The organism is Herbaspirillum sp. RTI4 (assembly GCF_034313965.1).
GTDB lineage: Bacteria > Pseudomonadota > Gammaproteobacteria > Burkholderiales > Burkholderiaceae_D > Herbaspirillum.
Map to the genome: position 1 here is coordinate 3,314,964 of NZ_JAVIWQ010000002.1, position 18,103 is coordinate 3,333,066.

Consider the following 18,103-nt stretch of genomic DNA (forward strand, 5'->3'; position numbering starts at 1 on the left):
TCTTTAAGAGACGTGCTTCATGCGGGGACAGACCGGCTAAGGCTGCTGAGCTGGTACCCCACTCCGCGCACCGTCTTGATGTAGTCGTGCGCAGGGCCGAGCGATTTACGCAAGCGCATGATGTGCACGTCGACGGTCCGCTCTTCTATGAAGGCATGGTCGCCCCATACTTTGTCGAGCAATTGCGCACGCGAGTACACCCGTTCCGGGTGTGCCACCAGATAGCGCAGCAATTTGAATTCGGCCTGATCCAGCATCACCGGCATGTCCCCGACAGTCACTTCCAACCGCTCGAGATCGATTTTAATCAATCCATAAATCTGAATTTGTTGGCCGATTTCAGGCATTTTCCGGCGTAACAAAGCCAGAATTCGGGCAACCAGTTCCTTCGGAGAAAATGGTTTGGTGACATAGTCATCCGCGCCCTCGTTCAAACCTTTGACCTTGTCTTCTTCCATCCCTTTTGCGGTCAGCATGATGACCGGCAAAATGGCAGTGCGGGGATTCCTGCGCCATTCTTTCAACAAACTCAGACCAGGCATATCCGGCAACATCCAGTCCAGCAACACCAGATGCGGCAAGCTCTGCGCCACCGCTTCGCGCGCTTGCGCTGCGCTAGGAACAATGACGACGGAAAAACCGGCATTTTCCAAGGAAAATTTCAATAATTCGGCAATACTCGGTTCGTCTTCCACTACCAGAAGATCGGTCTGTGGCTTTTGCATGCTATGCCTCTCAGACAAAGAACGTGAAATGATCGTAATCAGGCGGCAACGACAGTCGCGGCAATGCGCTGGGCAAGTGACTGCGCCACCTCGGCATCTTCCGCTTCTACCATGACACGAATCAGCGGCTCAGTGCCGGAGGGCCGGATCAGGACGCGTCCACGCTCGCCCAGCAGTTCTTCGACTGCCGCTTTTTCAGCCTGCATGGCAGGATTTTTTTGCCAGTCAAAGCCGGGAGCGATCCTGACGTTGATCAAGGATTGCGGATACATTCGAATATCGGCGGTGCTTTGTTCCAGTGTCAGGCCGCTTTGCTTCAATGCCGACAAGACTTGCAAGGCCGAGACGATGCCATCGCCGGTCGTATGCTTATCCAGGCATAGCAAGTGACCAGAACCTTCACCACCGAGAATCCAGCCGCGCTGTTGCAGCGTTTCCAGCACATAGCGGTCGCCGACTCTGGCGCGGGCGAAGCCAATACCGAGCTTCTTGAAAGCGACTTCCAGCGCCATATTCGTCATCAGCGTGCCGACTGCGCCAGCGACCGGGCCCAAAGCGAGACGATCCTTGACAATGACATACAACAATTCGTCGCCATTGTAGATGCGCCCGGCGGCATCGACCATCACCAGACGGTCGGCATCCCCATCGAGCGCAATACCGATATCGGCATGATTGGCGCGCACGGCCATGGCCAGCGCTTCCGGGGCTGTCGCACCAAAACCGGCATTGATGTTCAGGCCATTAGGCTGATTGCCGATTGTGATGACCTCCGCACCCAGTTCGTGCAGCACATCCGGCGCGATATGGTAAGCCGCACCATTGGCGCAATCGACCACGATGGTCATGCCCTTCAGGTCGAGCGCATTAGGGAAAGTGCTTTTGCAAAATTCGATATAACGGCCTCGGGCATCGTCGAGCCGTCGGGCTTTGCCCAATTTATCCGATGCCACACATTGCATCGGTTGTTCCAGCGCCGCTTCGATTTCGGCCTCTACCGAATCCGGCAGTTTATTGCCGGAACCGGAGAAAAATTTAATGCCGTTATCGTGATAAGGATTGTGTGAGGCTGAAATGACCACCCCGGCGGCCAGCCGCAAAGTCCGCGTCAGGTAGGCGACGGCCGGCGTGGGAATCGGCCCAGCCAGCATCACATCGACGCCGGCTGCCGCAAAACCGGCTTCCAATGCGGCTTCCAGCATATAACCAGAAATGCGCGTGTCCTTGCCAATGAGCACAGTCGGCTTCCCGGTTTTTGCCGCCGCACTGGTCAGCACCACTCCCGCCGCGTAGCCCAGCCGCATGACGAAATCAGGCGTAATCGGCGCTTTGCCGACCAGACCGCGCACTCCATCGGTACCGAAATATTTAGATGCCATAGTTCCCACTTTTTTAATTTTCTATTTGTTTATACGTTGTTTGGCTGCCATACCTTGGGCTTAATGCAGAAGTGCCTCGATACCCGTCCCTCAGCTCATGCCAGCCTGCCACACCCGCAAGGCATCCACAGTCGCCGCGACATCATGCACGCGCACGATTGCCGCACCTTGCGCAGCGGCAACCAGCGCTGCACCCACACTACCGGCAAGACGGTTTTCAATACCTCTGCCGGTCAGATCGCCAATCATTCTTTTGCGGGACATGCCTGCCAATAAAGGCAGATCAAGTGTCCTGGCAATATGCCCTATATTTTTTAACAGGGTCCGATTGTGTTCGCTGTTTTTGCCGAAGCCGAAGCCGGGATCGATGCTCAAGCGCGGGCGTTCGATGCCAGCTTCCAGCAATACATCGACACGCTGGCGAAGGAAGTCGCTGACTTCCTGAACGACATCGGCATACTGCGGTTCCTCCTGCATAGTTTGCGGCACACCTTGCATGTGCATGATGCACAAACCGCAATCACTGTCGCGAACGACGTCGATTGCGCCATCGCTCCGAAAACCGAAAATGTCATTGATCATATCGGCACCGGCCGCCAGCGTTTCCCGCATGACGGCGGGTTTGTAGGTATCGATGGACAGGGGTTTGCCGCAATCGCGCAAAGCGTAGACCACCGGCATCAGGCGACGCAATTCTTCTTCCAGTGCCAGCGGAGGGGAACCGGGCCGTGTCGATTCGCCACCGATATCGATGATATCGACGCCATCCGCAATCATCTGCTCCGCATGGGACAGTGCCAGATCCAGCGAATGAAAACTCCCACCGTCGGAAAATGAGTCAGGCGTGATGTTCAATATGCCCATCACCAGCGGACGGGGTCCGCGATCAAGCGGAAATCGGTAACGTCCACAGTGAAAATAATGTTGCTTCATGGGTTTTTGGAATACTGAAGTACCGGGACAAGTCAAAAATAACAATCGCCCCAAATGAAAAAAGGTGAGGATTTCTCCTCACCCCTAGGCCTGGATACTACCTTCGCTTAGGCCGGAGCCGTTGCGCTTGGTGAGACATCGCTTGGCGGATTATCTGGCGGTGGCGTTTTCTTAGTCTGCGGATACTTAGGCTGACGTGGCTCGTTGCCGCTCATGATGTCGTTGACCTGATCTGCATCGATGGTTTCCCATTCCAGCAGCGTCTTGGCCATCAATTCCACTTTTTCACGATTTTCCTCCAGCAGTTTGCGCGAGAGAGCATATTGCGCATCCAGTATCCGGCGGATTTCAGCGTCGACCTTTTGTTGCGTCGCTTCAGACACCGTCTTGGAAGACATGCGGCCAAAATAAGCATCCTGCTCGGTATCTTCATAGACCATGGTGCCGAGGCTTTCCGACATACCGTAGCGCGTGACCATCGCCCGAGCCAGTTTAGTAGCGCGCTCGAAGTCGTTGGAAGCGCCGGTCGACATCTGATGCATGAAAATTTCTTCTGAAATACGACCGCCAAAAAGGATGGCGATTTCTTCCAGCATCTTGTCTTTGTACATATTGACGCGGTCATGCTCAGGCAATTGCCATGTCAGACCCAGCGCGAAACCGCGAGGCATGATGGTGACTTTGTGAACCGGATCGGCCTTGGGCAACAATTTTGCAACGACTGCATGGCCAGATTCATGGAAAGCCGTATTGCGACGTTCTTCTTCGCGCATGACGGCGGATTTGCGTTCCGGCCCCATGACGATTTTGTCCTTGGCATCTTCGAAATCCTGCATTTCGACGACGCGCTTGCTGCGGCGTGCAGCAAACAACGCCGCTTCATTCACTAAGTTGGCCAGATCAGCACCGGAAAAACCTGGAGTACCACGCGCCAGGATATCTGCCTTAACGTCTGTCGCGATAGGCACCTTGCGCATGTGAACATACAAGATCTGTTCGCGGCCACGGATATCGGGCAGGCCCACCGACACTTGACGATCGAAACGACCTGGACGCAGCAGCGCCTTGTCGAGTACGTCGGCACGGTTAGTTGCGGCAATCACGATGACGCCGGAATTTGCTTCAAAGCCGTCCATTTCAACCAGCATCTGGTTGAGCGTTTGTTCCCGTTCGTCGTTCCCGCCGCCCATGCCTGCGCCGCGATGACGACCGACCGCATCAATTTCATCGATGAAAATAATGCAGGGCGCGTGTTTCTTGGCGTTTTCAAACATGTCGCGCACACGGGATGCGCCGACACCGACAAACATTTCAACGAAATCAGAACCGGAAATAGTGAAAAACGGGACCTTCGCTTCGCCGGCAATCGCTCTCGCCAGCAGCGTTTTACCGGTACCAGGAGGGCCGACCATCAGCACGCCGTGAGGAATGCGTCCGCCGAGTTTCTGGAATTTAGTAGGATCGCGCAGAAATTCGACCAGCTCCTGCACTTCTTCTTTGGCTTCGTCGCAACCGGCGACGTCGGCAAAGGTGATGGTATTGCTGTTTTCATCCATCATGCGCGCTTTGGACTTGCCGAATGAAAAGGCACCGCCCTTGCCGCCACCTTGCATCTGGCGCATGAAGAACACCCAGACGCCGATCAGCAACAGCATCGGGAACCAGGAAATGAATATCTGAGACAGGAAAGATGGCTCTTCAGGCTGTTTGACGTCGAATTTGACACCATTGGCCAGCAAGTCGCCGACTAAGCCGCGATCCAGGAAAGTAGCTGCCGTCTTGAGTTTCTTACCATCTTGCGTGGTCGCAAGAATAGTCCGGTCCTCAATCGTCGCGTCCTTGATGTGCCCCGCCTTGACCTCGCTGATGAAATCCGAATAGGCGATTGGCGCCGCTACCGCAGCTTGGCCGCGATTGTCGAACTGTTTGAATACCATAAACAGTACCAGGGCGATAACTACCCATATGGCGGCTTTGGAAAACATATTATTCACAAGAACTCCTCAGGCGCGAGCGCCCCACTTTACGGATATAGATTTTTCGATTTTACTCGGAATACCCGGCTCTTACTAGGAAACAGCAGTTTGTTATGCTGCGCCCAACGTCAGCATTCGCGGACAACCGGGAAAGACAATCAGGATTGCATCTGACAAGGTCAACGTAGTTGCTTCGTTGGCAATGTTTGATAGCGTTAGTGACGAACAATTGAACCCTGCCTACACAACTTCTTCCGCTTCATATTGTGACCGCAGCAGTAATAACAAGAAAAACTTTTATAATTTCTTATTCGTTCTTAGGCATGGACGATGAATGAGGTTCATTGCAGAGGGTTTTTCAGTATTTTCCCGAGTAAAAATATTTCCGACGACTTATCGCGACTGGCTTTTGGCTTTTTCGCCACAACCGTCTGAAATTCGGCGCGGAACTTCATGAGTATTTCGTTATAGCCTGTTCCATTGAAGCATTTGACCAGAAGTGCCCCGCTTGGCTTCATGTGCGCTTTAGCAAATTCAACTGCCAAATCGATCAGATACTCCACCCGCGCCGCATCCGAGATCGCAATCCCGGACAAATTCGGCGCCATATCCGACAACACCAGATCAACCTGACGCCCGGCCAGTAGCGTTTGCAGCTGCTGCAAGGATTCATCCTCGCGGAAATCGCCCTGAATGAAATGCACGTCAGCGATCGGATCCATCGGCAACATGTCGAGACCGATGATGATCCCTCGGATGCCGCCGCCCTCCTGCCCTGCCAGCTTGTTGCGCGCGTATTGCGACCAGCTTCCAGGCGTACTACCCAGATCGACAATGATCTGCCCGGGTTTGATCAGATGTTCGCTTTCATCGATCTCCTTGAGCTTGTAGGCAGCGCGTGCGCGGTAGCCTTCTTTCTGTGCCAACTTGACGTAGGGATCGTTGATATGATCGTGCAGCCAGTTTTTGTTTAATTTGTTCTTTGCCATTCGCGTAGAATACCGGTTTTACCTAATGCACAGCAGGGCCGGGATCGGCACTGCCTGTCAGAAAATCTTAAAGTCCATGTTCACACTCTCTTCCGCCGAGCGCAGCGAATTACGCGCCGAAGCCCATGCATTGAATCCTGTCGTCATCATCGGCGAGGCGGGATTGACACCGCCCGTCCTCAAGGAAATCAGCGCCGGGCTCAATATCCACGGTTTAATCAAAATCCGTGTCTTCGGCGACGACCGCGCAGCGCGCGTTGCCATGTACGAAGCTATCTGCGAACAAATGCAGGCGGCACCAGTACAACACATCGGCAAACTGCTCATCATCTATCGGCCGAAAAAAGAAACCGAGAAAGAGCGTACCGAATCACGCGGCAAGGGCATGCGTGAAGTCACTATCGTCAAGCCTAGCCCCAGCGGTACCAAGCGACCTACAGTGACCAAGGTCATGGTCAAGGGTAATGAACGGGTGACTGCGGGCGGCTCTATCAAGCGCGCCAAACCTCGCCAGAAAAGCACGAAGAAAACCCGTCTCGGCTAATATTTCTGCAGGAAGCCGTCCTTAAAGGAGGGCTCCCGCTACGGAAATTCCGGGAATAAACCGCCGCATTGAAAAGTGCGGCGTGTTTTTTTGCGTCGATGACTAAGTAACTCAGCGCAGCTTCAGAATCAGCGCTGCGCCCAATAAGCTTTGAATCAGATAGATGCCACTCGCGATCCCGTGCAGAGCGCCAAACTGCATCTTGGCTGCCGACTCCATTACCCCGCCAGGTCCGGCAGCGGCACGCAATCCGGCCATCCAGGGCTGCACCGCAAAATAACCAATCAGAGTACAAACCAGCATCGTACCAATCAGTCGCAGGCAACTGCGGCGGCGTATAGGATCAGCCTCCCGCATCAACAAGCACGCCAACAGCACTGCCGATACCACCGACAACCAAGCCACAATACGAAACAGGCTACCGGCAATCGTTCCTGCCAGCACCCTGTCGGCCAGCGTGGCAAACAGGGTCGGCGCAACAACATAGCCAATCGCCCACAAGCTCCCGACCCACAGCGTGGCAATCAGGATCCTGACAGAGGCAAGCGGCATGGACATCTTCATACGTAACGCACATCCAGAATTTCGTATTCGCACAAGCCGGACGGTGCCTCTACAACCACCACATCGCCGGCACTTTTGCCAATCATGGCGCGGGCGATCGGTGAAGTGATAGAAACCTTCGCCGCCTTGACATCAGCTTCGTCCAAACCGACGATCTGATACGTGACTTTTTCGCCGGTTTCCAGATTTTCCAGATCGACAGTCGACGCGAAGACCACGCGGCCCTCTGCGTTCAGCGTGGCGGGATCGACGATCAGCGACGAGCCCAGCTTGCCTTCCAGATCGGCAATACGGCCTTCAATAAACGACTGCTTTTCCTTCGCTGCATCGTATTCGGCGTTTTCCGACAGGTCTCCGTGGGCGCGCGCTTCTGCGATTGCGTTGATGACGGCAGGCCGTTCCTTGGTCTTCAGGCGCACCAATTCCTGCTTCAGCATCTCGGCGCCCAACTTGGTAATAGGTACAGTACTCATAATATCGTTCAGATTTAAAAAACCACAGAGGGCATCGAATACTCAGATGCCCTCTGTGATTGAGGCGTTTGCAAAACATATCCAGCAAGAAAAATACGCAATGCCGACAGGCCCGGCAAACGCCGTTCAAGGATGAAAAAGTGTGAGGTCAGTGTATAGCTTTATGCAAGCCTTGTAAATCATACACATCCAGCGCATCCAGATGCCGCATCCCCTCAACGGCGGCTTCTGCACCGGCAATCGTGGTAAACGTGGTGACCCGCGCCATCAACGACGAAGTACGAATCGCACCGGAATCCGCAATGGCCGTCCGTTTTTCTTCCACGGTATTGACCACCAGCGTCAGCTCATTATTCTTGATCATGTCGACAATATGAGGACGGCCTTCGACCACCTTATTGACGATAGTCACCGGAATACCGGCTGCGCTGATTGCCGCTGCCGTACCGCGCGTGGCGACAATGCTAAAGCCCAGAGCGACCAGATCTTTTGCCACCTGCACCGCGCGCGGCTTATCGCTGGCCTTGACGCTGATAAAGACTTTGCCGCTCGTCGGCAATTTAACGCCCGCGCCCAGTTGCGATTTGACAAATGCCTCACCGAAAGTTTTGCCCACGCCCATCACTTCACCGGTCGATTTCATTTCCGGTCCGAGGATGGTGTCGACGCCAGGGAATTTAACAAACGGGAAGACCGCTTCCTTGACACTAAAATACGGCGGCACAACTTCGTTGTGGATACTCTGACTATCAAGCGACTGGCCAACCATGCAGCGCGCCGCAATTTTCGCCAGTTGCAAGCCGGTTGCCTTCGACACAAACGGCACTGTGCGCGAAGCGCGTGGATTGACTTCCAGCACAAACACCACGTCCTCCATCTTGCCGTCGACTTCTTTTTGCTGAATGGCAAACTGCACATTCATCAGACCGACCACATTCAACCCCTTGGCCATCATGGAAGTCTGACGCTTCAGTTCATCGATGGTTTCTTTCGACAAGGAGTAAGGCGGCAGCGAACAGGCGGAATCACCCGAGTGCACGCCGGCCTGCTCAATATGCTCCATCACACCGCCGATGAAAGTGCGCTCACCGTCGGAAAGGCAATCCACATCGACTTCAATCGCATCATTGAGAAAGCGATCCAGCAATACCGGCGAATCGTGCGACACCTTGACCGCTTCGCGCATGTAGCGCTCCAGATCACGCTGCTCGTGCACAATTTCCATCGCCCGGCCGCCCAGCACATACGAAGGACGCACCACCAGCGGGTAACCGATTTCCTGCGCCAGACGCAAAGCATCCACTTCCGTGCGCGCAGTGCGATTGGGCGGTTGACGCAAGCCCAGATCCTGCAACAGCTTCTGGAAACGCTCGCGGTCTTCCGCCGCATCGATCATGTCCGGCGAAGTGCCGACGATGGGTACGCCGTTGGCTTCCAGATCCAGCGCCAGCTTTAGCGGAGTCTGACCGCCGTACTGCACGATCACGCCGTAAGGCTTTTCCTTGTCGACGATTTCCAGCACGTCTTCCAGCGTCAGGGATTCAAAATACAGACGATCGGAAGTGTCGTAATCGGTGGACACGGTTTCGGGATTGCAATTGACCATGATGGTTTCATAGCCATCCTGACGCATCGCCAGCGCCGCATGCACGCAGCAATAATCGAATTCGATACCCTGACCGATACGGTTAGGACCGCCGCCCAGCACCATGATTTTCTTATTGTTGGTCGGATGCGATTCGCACTCGCCATCGCCGTCGCCATTACCTTCGTAAGTCGAATACATGTACGCGGTGCTGGTGGAAAATTCGCCGGCGCAGGTATCGACGCGCTTGTAGACCGGGCGCACGTTCAGCGCCAGGCGCCGTTGCCGCACGGCCGTATCGGTCGTGTGCAGCAGCTTGGCCAGACGACGATCGGCAAATCCTTTTTGCTTGAGCTGGAACAGCGTAGCGCGATCCAGCGCATCGAGCGTCTGGCTGCTTTCCAGCCACAGTTCGATGTCGATGAGTTCCTTGATCTGCGACAGGAACCACGGATCGATATGCGTCAACTGATGCACTTCTTCCAGCGAAAAACCCTGGGCAAACGCATCGCCGACATACCAGATACGATCCGGCCCCGGCTCGCCCAGTTCTTCCTTGATGGTTTCGTGGTCGGTGGTCTTTTCGTTCATGCCGTCGACGCCGACTTCCAGTCCGCGCAAGGCTTTCTGGAAGGATTCCTGGAAAGTACGGCCGATTGCCATCACTTCGCCGACCGACTTCATTTGCGTCGTCAGGTGATGATCGGCCTGCGGGAATTTTTCAAAGGCAAAACGCGGAATCTTGGTAACGACGTAATCGATCGAAGGCTCAAACGATGCCGGGGTTGCGCCGCCGGTAATTTCATTGCGCAGTTCATCTAGAGTGAAACCCACTGCCAGCTTGGCCGCGATCTTGGCGATCGGGAAACCGGTAGCCTTCGACGCCAGCGCGGACGAACGCGATACGCGCGGATTCATTTCGATAACGATCATGCGGCCATCCGCCGGATTGACCGAAAACTGTACGTTGGAACCGCCTGTATCGACGCCGATTTCACGCAGTACCGCCAATGAGGCGTTACGCATGATCTGATATTCCTTGTCGGTCAGCGTTTGCGCCGGCGCCACAGTGATCGAGTCGCCGGTATGCACGCCCATCGGGTCCAGATTTTCGATAGAGCAAACGATGATGCAGTTGTCGGCTTTATCGCGCACGACTTCCATTTCATACTCTTTCCAGCCGATCAGCGATTCTTCGATCAGCAGTTCGGAGGTAGGCGACGCTTCCAGGCCGCGCTTGCAGATGGTTTCGAATTCTTCCGAGTTATAGGCAATCCCGCCGCCCGTGCCACCCATGGTGAAGGAAGGCCGGATAATAACCGGAAAGCCGAGGCCCTTTTGCACTGTCCACGCTTCTTCGAGCGTGTGCGCCACGCCGGAGCGTGCAGAAGCCAGACCGATCTTGGTCATGGCATCCTTGAATTTGGAACGGTCCTCGGCCTTGTCGATTGCTTCCGGGGAAGCGCCGATCAGTTCGCAGCCGTATTTCTCCAGCACGCCGTGACGATGCAGATCCAGTGCGCAGTTCAGCGCGGTCTGGCCGCCCATGGTCGGCAGAATCGCATCCGGTTTTTCCTTGGCGATGATGCGCTCAACGATTTGCCAGGTAATCGGCTCGATATAAGTGACATCGGCCATTTCGGGGTCGGTCATGATCGTGGCCGGATTGCTGTTGACCAGGATGACTTTGTAACCCTCTTCGCGCAGGGCTTTGCAGGCTTGCGCGCCGGAATAGTCGAATTCGCAGGCCTGACCGATGATGATAGGGCCAGCGCCGATAATCAGAATACTTTTAATGTCGTTACGCTTAGGCATGTTTCTTTTTCTCCATCATCGCCACAAATTTATCGAACAACGGGGCGATGTCGTGCGGACCGGGGGACGCTTCGGGGTGACCCTGGAAGCAAAAGGCAGGCTGATCGGTGCGCTCGAAACCTTGCAGCGAACCGTCGAACAGCGATATGTGGGTAATGCGGCAATTGGCCGGCAGCGTCTCCGCATCGACAGCGAAACCATGATTCTGGGAAGTGATCATCACTTTTTTGCTGTCCAGATCCTGTACCGGATGATTGGCGCCGTGGTGGCCGAACTTCATCTTCAGTGTCTGCGCGCCAGACGCCAGCGCCATGATCTGATGACCGAGGCAAATACCAAAAGTCGGAATGCCGCGCTCGATCAATTCTTTGCTGGCGGCAATCGCGTAATCGCAAGGCTCAGGATCACCGGGGCCGTTCGACAGGAAAATACCGTCAGGATTGAACGCCAGGGCGTCGGCCGCAGTGGCTTGCGCCGGCAGCACAGTCACCTTGCAGCCGCGCTCGGCCAGCATGCGCAAAATATTGAATTTCACGCCATAGTCGAAAGCGACGACATGGTGCTTAGGCGCGATTTGCTGGCCGTATCCACGCCCCAGCTTCCATTCGGTTTCGGTCCAGTTGTAGGCCTTGGCCGTCGTCACTACCTTGGCCAGATCCATTCCGGCCAAGCCGGGGAAGCCGCGCGCCAGTTCCAGTGCCTTTGCCTTGGCGGCGTCAACATCGGCAAAACCGGCAATGATCGCCCCGCCTTGTGCGCCTTTTTCGCGCAGGATGCGGGTCAGTTTGCGCGTGTCGATACCGGCGATAGCAACAATATTGCCCTCAACCAGGTAATCGGACAGCGATTGGCGACTGCGGAAGTTCGAGACCAGACGCGGCAGATCTTTGATGATCAGTCCGGCGACATGAATTTTTGTCGATTCGACATCTTCACGGTTGACACCGGTGTTGCCGATATGGGGATAAGTCAGCGTTACGATCTGACGGGTATAACTGGGGTCGGTCAGAATTTCCTGATAGCCGGACATGGCGGTATTGAATACCACTTCACCGGTCGTATTGCCGGTGGCACCGATCGAAAAACCCTGAAAGACAGTTCCGTCTGCTAGCGCGAGGATGGCTGGGACAGGGACCGCACCCGGTGAATCACCGTTAGCGATCGCGGAGCCGGAAAAAGAAGGCAGCAAGGGTAACTCCTGAGATGGTTACCGCCGCTAGGCCCAGACATCTCATCCTCCATAATCAAGCCGATTTACAGCACCCCTGCGCTTGGTGCGGGCGGGGCCGATGCAACGGTCAATACGAGTGATGTGACGATGAAAAGAGGGTGTATGCGCTAGGGCGGAATAAAATAAGCTAAACCGCACGATTATAGCGCAAAACGACCCTCCCGACAAACCGGAAGTTGCCCGGGAAGACAGTTTGCGGCACCTGAAGGGGCAAATTGCCCCGTAATTTCCAGGTTAGCCGCAGCGTATCAAAGTCCTAGCGCTGCAATCCCGGCTTTAGCGATTTGCACATCTTCCGCAGATTTGACACCGGAAACACCTACCGCGCCGACAAACACGCCATCGACCACAATTGGCACGCCGCCTTCGAGTGCGCCGTCGATCGGAGCAGTCAGGAACGCATAGCGACCGTTATTGATCATGTCTTCGTAAATTTTGGTTTCGCGCTGACCGAGAGCGGAGGTTCTGGCCTTGGCCGGGGCGATATGGGCGCTCAAAGGAGCGGCGCCATCGAGCCGCTGCAACCACAGCAAATGACCGCCGTCGTCAACGATGGAAATAGAGACTGCCCATTTGTTGGCAATGGCCTCGGCTTCGGCTGCCGCAGCGATTTTTTTGATGTCTTGCAGTTCCAGGATAGGCTTGGTCTTCATAGAATTCCTTGTAGGGATGGGTTCGAAAAAACACGATTGTAAGGCTAGTGCAGGTATTTGGCATTCTTTGACTTGAAATGACCTGCATCCTCCACTTGTACTATATGGAGCGAAGCATTGACTCCTTGTCACAATTCGCTTACATTCTGAAACATTCAACGCCCAACAGGACTTTTCTCCCGATGCAGCTAACCCGACCGCCCCGACTCCGACGATACATAGCGCAAACCTGTATTCTGGCAGCTGGCCTCTGGATTTCTAGCACCGCCTGGAGCATCGACTCCCTTCCGCAAGACCCCGCCGCAAGCAAAAGCAACAGCGCCCTTTCGCGACTGCACGACATCACCTCCCAGGTCACCTCCCGCGTTACTACTCGCGCCTCAGAACTGGCGATGCAGGCATTCAGCATGCTCGGCATTAATTATCGCTACGGCGGCACCTCCCCGGAAAGCGGTCTGGATTGCAGCGGTCTGGTGCGCTACGTATTTAAAGAAGCGTGGGGCAAGGATTTGCCACGCACATCAGCAGAAATCAGCCGGGTTGGCGAAAAAGTAGAAAAACCGGATCTGCAACCAGGTGACCTGGTGTTTTACAACACACTGAAACGCGGCTTTTCGCATGTAGGGATTTATCTGGGTGACCAGAAATTTATCCACTCCCCTTCCGCTGGCGGTCAGGTTCGAATTGAAAGTATGGACGTGGCCTACTGGAAGCAGCGCTTCAACGGGGCGCGTCGAATCAATGACAACGAAGGCGGTAATTAAAGAATTAACTAAAGCCGCAACCAAAGCCACTACCGTATCTCATGAGTCTAAAAAAAACCACGCCTCCGTAGCGTGGTTTTTTTATACCTCGACCTTATTCCGTCGCAAAACTACTGATCGCAACAAATTACGGCACACGCCGTAGTTTCAACTTGCGCAGAATTTCCGGCATCATCGCCGTGGCAGCCTGCTCACCGGCAAGAATCGCCGTATTGCGCGCTGCGAAATCGCTGCCACTCATCTTTCCCAAAGCCGGCTGAATCACGACATCGGCATTTTTAAGCTCATACGCATTGATGCTCTGCCCCATAATCGCAAAAGTTTGTAGCAACGCATCCAGCGAGCTGGTGGATATCTGAGATTGTGGTTGCGCCGAGATATTCACGGCAATCACAAACTCCGCCCCCATCTCGCGCGCGAAGCGTACCGGCACCGGCGACACCAGCCCGCCATCGACATAATTACGATCTCCTATCCTGACCGACTGAAAAACTCCCGGCACCGCCGATGAAGCCCGTACTGCAAGACCGGCATTACCGCGCTGAAACAGAACCGGAGCACCGCTGCCCAAATCGGTGGCCACTGCTCCGAAGGGAATTTTGAATTTTTCTATCGGCACATTGTTCACGGCCCGGTTCACAAAACTCTGCAAGCCCTCCCCCTTGAGCACGCCGCTGACCTTGGCAAACAGAGGCACCGACCAGTCTGAAATAGCCGCCTCATCCATATCCAGCGCCATCTTCTGCAGAGCAAAACCGGTATTGCCGGCCGCGTACAGCGCCCCCACCAGACTGCCGGCACTGGTACCGACAACGATATCCGGCACGATGCCTTGCGCTTCCAATACCTTAATCACGCCAATATGCGCAAACCCGCGCGCAGCACCACCGCCCAGCGCCAGTCCGATCCGTATCCGAGGGCGGGAAGGATTATCCGGTACCGCCAACACACCGACCAGTGGTGCCGGCGTCCGCGCTGCAGGCGTCACACAGCCCGCGAGCAAAAAAGCCGCAACGAGAGGCAAAAGCGCAAAGCGCCGGCCCAAAGAGGGAAAAGAGAGGGTCATGAGATCAGCAGTACGCCGCGGCAAAGCGACAAGAAGGGAAGAGGCGTCCGGCACACACCGGCTGGCCTGAATTGTAGCCCAAGCCGCGTTCAGGGCAGGGAGGGAGCGAGCGAGACAAGCAAACCAGCCAACCCGATAGGAAGACGACGTAAGAAGCCTATGAGTAAGCGTAGCGAGCGGCGCAAATTCAGGATAAGAAGCGCAATCGTACTTACTTACGATGAGCATCGCAGTCCGGAGATTACGTCGCGCAGTAGCGTAATCAGAGCTTCCTTAATCCAATTCCGGCAAAGGGGTGAATTCATTCGCTATAGCGCTGACCGGAAAAGTGACCGTAAACACGCTGCCCTGCTCCGGTACGGATTCGATGCTCATCGTCCCCTTATGACGCAGCAGGACGTGGCGCACGATAGCCAGCCCGAGACCGGTTCCCTGCGTTTCGCGGGAGCGGCTTTTGTCGACCCGATAAAAGCGTTCAGTCAACCGTGAAATATGCTCAGGGCCAATACCAATGCCGGTATCGCTGACCACAAAACGCGGGCCCGCAGAGTGTGCTTCCCAGCGCATGCCAATCGAACCGCCGGTCGGCGTATACCGGATGGCATTCGTGACCAGATTACTGAAAGCGCTGCGCAATTCATCGATGCTACCGCTCAGATCAGGACCATCGACCTCCAGCGTGAAGTGATGCTGTCCCGCCGACAAGGCCTGCGCCTCCTCCAGAATTCCCTCCAACAGCTCCGGCATCCTGACCCGCTCGGCGCGCATCGGATAATCAACCGACTCCAAGCGCGTCAGAGTCAGCATATCGCCGATCAGATTTTGCATCCGATGGCCTTGCTCGGTCATCAGTTTCAAATGCGCGGTGCGGGTAACGGCATCCAGTTGTGGCTGCGCCAGCGCAATTTCCAGAAATCCATTGATCACGGTCAGCGGCGTGCGCAGCTCATGCGAAGCATTGGCAATAAAATCGCGCCGCATCATCTCTATGCGCGCCGCATCGGTGGCATCGTGCGTCACCAGAATCTGACGCCGGTTTTCAAAAGGAATAATCTGCATCACCAGCTTGCGGTCCTTGAACGTCAACGTCAGCGGCTGATCGTAACGACCCAGAATGATGTAGTCGATAAAGGCAGGATTGCGCACCAGATTCGTCACGCGCATGCCCTTGTCGCGCTCCAGCTGCAAGCCAAGATGCTGCTGTGCCGCCGGATTGCACCACTCAAGGAACAGGACATCGTCCATGATCACCACCCCGTCCGGCAGCAGACTCATCGCCTGTCGGAAGCGCGCCAGCCACTCGCTTAATTCGAGCTGATTCTTTTCATCGTCGCGGCGCATGCGGTACAAGCGGGCGAAAATATCGGTCCAGGCACCCCAGCCGTCCGGCAGGCGGATATCGCCCGGATTATCGAGCCAGTTACTGAGACGAAACAGATTGCGCAACTGAATAAACACCATCCAGCTCATCCCAATCAGCGCAGCTGCCAGCGCCTCGGTCGAGCCGAAAAAAAACCATACCACCCCGATGACGGCCATAAACAACAGGAACCGCAGCGCGGCCGGAATCCAGAAAAGCAATTGCGGGGTCATTGATAGAAACTCATTTCTTATGGAACCTCTGATAAAGCATGGCGGGCAAAACAAGCGGCGGATAAAAACCACAACCGGACATGCGCACGGTGTTTATGTACCGTTTTGGGATATCGTGTTTGCGTGCCGTTTTTGCGTGCCGATTTTGCGTACCGTGTTGCGCACAAAAGGCATCACACCCTAAAGATGGCAGCGCACATTAACTTGATCAGTGACGCCCTTATTATTTCAACCGCAACGGGATCAACCCGAAGCAGCGGCGGCAAATACGGCCAGACGATGATGGAGAGAGTGATACTCTCCGGCGGGGTTGTGAGCGAGCAGAATTATTTTTCCGACAACATATACCCTACGCTGCGCACCGTTTTAATCAGTGTCTCCGCCTCGCGTAAAGCCTTGCGCAGACGCAGCACATGCACATCCACTGTCCGCTCCTCAATCACCACATGGTCGCCCCAAACTTTGTCGAGCAACTGGCTTCTTGAGAATACACGATCAGGATGCGCCAGAAAAAATTTCAGCAACTTATATTCAGCATGGCCGATCTCAATGCGCACGCCATCAATTGCCACTGAGCAACTGACCGGATCAAGGGAAACAGCACCGGCGCTCAGTGTCTCTTGCGCATGCTCCGGACTTTTCCTGCGCAGCAAGGCCTTGATGCGCGCAGTCAGTTCACGCGGAGAAAACGGCTTGGTGATGTAATCATCCGCGCCATTATCCAGTCCGACGATTTTGTCTTCTTCCATGCTCCTGGCAGTCAGCATGATCACCGGCATTTGCTGCACCTGACGGTCGCCGCGAATCTTCGACAACAAATGCAAACCGCTGCGGTCAGGCAACATCCAGTCCAGCAAGGCCAGTTGTGGAGTGCGGCGCTGAACAAATTCCCAGGCAGAAGCGGTATCGCCAGCAACGAAGCTATCCCATCCAGCACCTTTTACCGTGTAAGCAATTAACTCGGCAATCGCGGGCTCATCTTCAACGATCAGGATAGTAGTCATTTAATGCCATTTCAAAGTCTCGAAAATAAAACGGCTGCCACAAACCATGGCAGCCGCTTGTCGCACCTTACTTATTTGTGGTCTGGTGCATTTTTTAATTCGCCGTCGCTGACACTTGCGCTCAGGTTGGCAAAAGCGCTCGGGTGGCGGATATCTTTGCCGCCCACAACGTAGATGACATATTCCGCCACGTTTTTAGCGTGGTCACCGATGCGCTCGATGGCCTTGGCCACCCACATCGTGTCAATCGCCGTCGAAATCGTGCGCGGATCTTCCATCATGAAAGTAATCAGATTGCGCGTAATGCCCCGAAAGCCATTGTCGATATTGACGTCTTGCGCAATCAGTTTGCGCGCCTGTGTGTCATCGAGCCGGGCAAAGGCGTCCAGCGCACTGTGCAACATACCGGTCGCATCTTCAGCAATTTCACGCACGGTTTCATAGTGATCAATCAAGCCGATGCCGCGCTTGTGCAAGTGCATCGCATAACGTGCGATTTTGCTCGCCTCATCGCCCACCCGTTCAAGATCGGTCACGATCTTGATGGTCGCCATGACAGTGCGCAAATCGTTGGCGGTCGGCTGACGTCGCACGATCAGATGACTGCAGGCTTCGTCGAGATCGACCTCAAACCGGTTAACCCTGTCGTCTGCGGCAATGACTTGTTCCGCGAGATTGACATTGCCGTTGCGGAAGGCCGCAATCGCATCCTGGAACTGCCGTTCGACGATACCGCCCATGGCCAGTACCTCGGAGCGTATCTGTTCCAGATCGGCATCGTATTGCTTGGAGGAGTGTTCGCCCATCAT

General features: G+C 55.0%; 16 protein-coding genes. 2 read left to right on the plus strand and 14 right to left on the minus strand.

All coding sequences use genetic code 11. The features are described 5' to 3' along the window. Positions 1–17 precede the first annotated feature (17 nt). The 5 genes from RGU70_RS14780 to RGU70_RS14800 form a co-directional block, all read right to left on the minus strand. On the minus strand, positions 18–725 hold the full coding sequence (locus RGU70_RS14780; RefSeq protein ID WP_322210154.1) for a response regulator: 708 nt from the start codon (positions 723–725) through the stop codon (positions 18–20). Positions 726–763: 38 nt separating this feature from the next. Further along, complete coding sequence (gene glmM / locus RGU70_RS14785; protein ID WP_322210155.1) at positions 764–2,104, minus strand: phosphoglucosamine mutase; 1,341 nt, start codon at positions 2,102–2,104, stop codon at positions 764–766. A 90-nt stretch (positions 2,105–2,194) separates the two neighbouring features. After that, a complete protein-coding gene (folP, locus tag RGU70_RS14790; protein ID WP_322210156.1) occupies positions 2,195–3,037 on the minus strand; it encodes a dihydropteroate synthase in 843 nt (280 codons plus the stop codon). A gap of 107 nt (positions 3,038–3,144) precedes the next feature. Continuing rightward, on the minus strand, positions 3,145–5,031 hold the full coding sequence (gene ftsH, locus RGU70_RS14795; RefSeq protein ID WP_322210157.1) for an ATP-dependent zinc metalloprotease FtsH: 1,887 nt from the start codon (positions 5,029–5,031) through the stop codon (positions 3,145–3,147). Between the two features lie 323 nt (positions 5,032–5,354). Next, on the minus strand, positions 5,355–6,002 hold the full coding sequence (locus RGU70_RS14800; protein WP_322210158.1) for an RlmE family RNA methyltransferase: 648 nt from the start codon (positions 6,000–6,002) through the stop codon (positions 5,355–5,357). A gap of 76 nt (positions 6,003–6,078) precedes the next feature. Here RGU70_RS14800 and RGU70_RS14805 point away from each other — a divergent pair, with 76 nt between their 5' ends. Beyond that, positions 6,079–6,546: a YhbY family RNA-binding protein gene (locus RGU70_RS14805; protein ID WP_322210159.1), complete on the plus strand. Its 468-nt coding sequence runs from the start codon at positions 6,079–6,081 to the stop codon at positions 6,544–6,546. Between the two features lie 111 nt (positions 6,547–6,657). On the opposite strand, the gene RGU70_RS14810 is transcribed toward RGU70_RS14805, so the two are convergent. The 5 genes from RGU70_RS14810 to RGU70_RS14830 all read right to left on the minus strand — a co-directional run bounded on the left by RGU70_RS14810 (position 6,658) and on the right by RGU70_RS14830 (position 12,867). After that, positions 6,658–7,098, minus strand: coding sequence for a DUF4149 domain-containing protein (locus RGU70_RS14810; protein WP_322210160.1), 441 nt, complete (start codon positions 7,096–7,098; stop codon positions 6,658–6,660). An 8-nt stretch (positions 7,099–7,106) separates the two neighbouring features. Beyond that, complete coding sequence (greA, locus tag RGU70_RS14815; RefSeq protein WP_322210161.1) at positions 7,107–7,583, minus strand: transcription elongation factor GreA; 477 nt, start codon at positions 7,581–7,583, stop codon at positions 7,107–7,109. 148 nt (positions 7,584–7,731) lie between these two features. After that, on the minus strand, positions 7,732–10,983 hold the full coding sequence (gene carB / locus RGU70_RS14820) for a carbamoyl-phosphate synthase large subunit (RefSeq protein WP_322210162.1): 3,252 nt from the start codon (positions 10,981–10,983) through the stop codon (positions 7,732–7,734). Further along, positions 10,976–12,172 carry a glutamine-hydrolyzing carbamoyl-phosphate synthase small subunit gene (carA, locus tag RGU70_RS14825; RefSeq protein ID WP_416186529.1) on the minus strand — a complete coding sequence of 399 codons (1,197 nt, stop codon included), beginning with the start codon at positions 12,170–12,172 and terminating at the stop codon, positions 10,976–10,978. Before carA ends, carB begins: the two co-directional genes overlap by 8 nt. A gap of 290 nt (positions 12,173–12,462) precedes the next feature. Beyond that, positions 12,463–12,867: a heme-binding protein gene (locus tag RGU70_RS14830; protein WP_322210163.1), complete on the minus strand. Its 405-nt coding sequence runs from the start codon at positions 12,865–12,867 to the stop codon at positions 12,463–12,465. A 182-nt stretch (positions 12,868–13,049) separates the two neighbouring features. On the opposite strand from RGU70_RS14830, the gene RGU70_RS14835 reads away from it, so the two are divergent. Next, positions 13,050–13,631 (plus strand): C40 family peptidase, encoded by a 582-nt coding sequence (locus RGU70_RS14835; RefSeq protein WP_322210164.1) that lies wholly within the window; start codon positions 13,050–13,052, stop codon positions 13,629–13,631. A 127-nt stretch (positions 13,632–13,758) separates the two neighbouring features. Here RGU70_RS14835 and RGU70_RS14840 read toward each other — a convergent pair whose 3' ends face one another. The 4 genes from RGU70_RS14840 to phoU all read right to left on the minus strand — a co-directional run bounded on the left by RGU70_RS14840 (position 13,759) and on the right by phoU (position 18,103). After that, the gene (locus RGU70_RS14840; RefSeq protein ID WP_322210165.1) at positions 13,759–14,697 is read right to left on the minus strand and encodes a patatin-like phospholipase family protein; all 939 of its coding nucleotides are present in this window, start codon (positions 14,695–14,697) and stop codon (positions 13,759–13,761) included. A 273-nt stretch (positions 14,698–14,970) separates the two neighbouring features. Beyond that, entirely contained in the window at positions 14,971–16,290 is a 1,320-nt protein-coding gene (phoR, locus tag RGU70_RS14845; RefSeq protein ID WP_322210166.1) for a phosphate regulon sensor histidine kinase PhoR, read from the minus strand. A 326-nt stretch (positions 16,291–16,616) separates the two neighbouring features. Beyond that, complete coding sequence (locus tag RGU70_RS14850) at positions 16,617–17,294, minus strand: response regulator (protein ID WP_322210167.1); 678 nt, start codon at positions 17,292–17,294, stop codon at positions 16,617–16,619. A 71-nt stretch (positions 17,295–17,365) separates the two neighbouring features. Next, positions 17,366–18,103, minus strand: a complete 738-nt coding sequence (phoU, locus tag RGU70_RS14855) for a phosphate signaling complex protein PhoU (protein WP_322210168.1) — start codon at positions 18,101–18,103, stop codon at positions 17,366–17,368.

Excerpts from the sequence above, each read along its gene's own strand:
- RGU70_RS14800 (WP_322210158.1), bottom strand. The coding sequence starts at position 6,002 with ATGGCAAAGAACAAATTAAACAAAAACTGGCTGCACGATCATATCAAC.
- greA (WP_322210161.1), bottom strand. The coding sequence starts at position 7,583 with ATGAGTACTGTACCTATTACCAAGTTGGGCGCCGAGATGCTGAAGCAG.
- phoR (WP_322210166.1), bottom strand. The coding sequence starts at position 16,290 with ATGACCCCGCAATTGCTTTTCTGGATTCCGGCCGCGCTGCGGTTCCTG.
- RGU70_RS14850 (WP_322210167.1), bottom strand. The coding sequence starts at position 17,294 with ATGACTACTATCCTGATCGTTGAAGATGAGCCCGCGATTGCCGAGTTA.
- phoU (WP_322210168.1), bottom strand. The coding sequence starts at position 18,103 with ATGATGGGCGAACACTCCTCCAAGCAATACGATGCCGATCTGGAACAG.
- RGU70_RS14840 (WP_322210165.1), bottom strand. The coding sequence starts at position 14,697 with ATGACCCTCTCTTTTCCCTCTTTGGGCCGGCGCTTTGCGCTTTTGCCT.
- glmM (WP_322210155.1), bottom strand. The coding sequence starts at position 2,104 with ATGGCATCTAAATATTTCGGTACCGATGGAGTGCGCGGTCTGGTCGGC.
- RGU70_RS14835 (WP_322210164.1), top strand. The coding sequence starts at position 13,050 with ATGCAGCTAACCCGACCGCCCCGACTCCGACGATACATAGCGCAAACC.
- RGU70_RS14810 (WP_322210160.1), bottom strand. The coding sequence starts at position 7,098 with ATGCCGCTTGCCTCTGTCAGGATCCTGATTGCCACGCTGTGGGTCGGG.
- folP (WP_322210156.1), bottom strand. The coding sequence starts at position 3,037 with ATGAAGCAACATTATTTTCACTGTGGACGTTACCGATTTCCGCTTGAT.
- carB (WP_322210162.1), bottom strand. The coding sequence starts at position 10,983 with ATGCCTAAGCGTAACGACATTAAAAGTATTCTGATTATCGGCGCTGGC.
- RGU70_RS14805 (WP_322210159.1), top strand. The coding sequence starts at position 6,079 with ATGTTCACACTCTCTTCCGCCGAGCGCAGCGAATTACGCGCCGAAGCC.
- RGU70_RS14780 (WP_322210154.1), bottom strand. The coding sequence starts at position 725 with ATGCAAAAGCCACAGACCGATCTTCTGGTAGTGGAAGACGAACCGAGT.
- RGU70_RS14830 (WP_322210163.1), bottom strand. The coding sequence starts at position 12,867 with ATGAAGACCAAGCCTATCCTGGAACTGCAAGACATCAAAAAAATCGCT.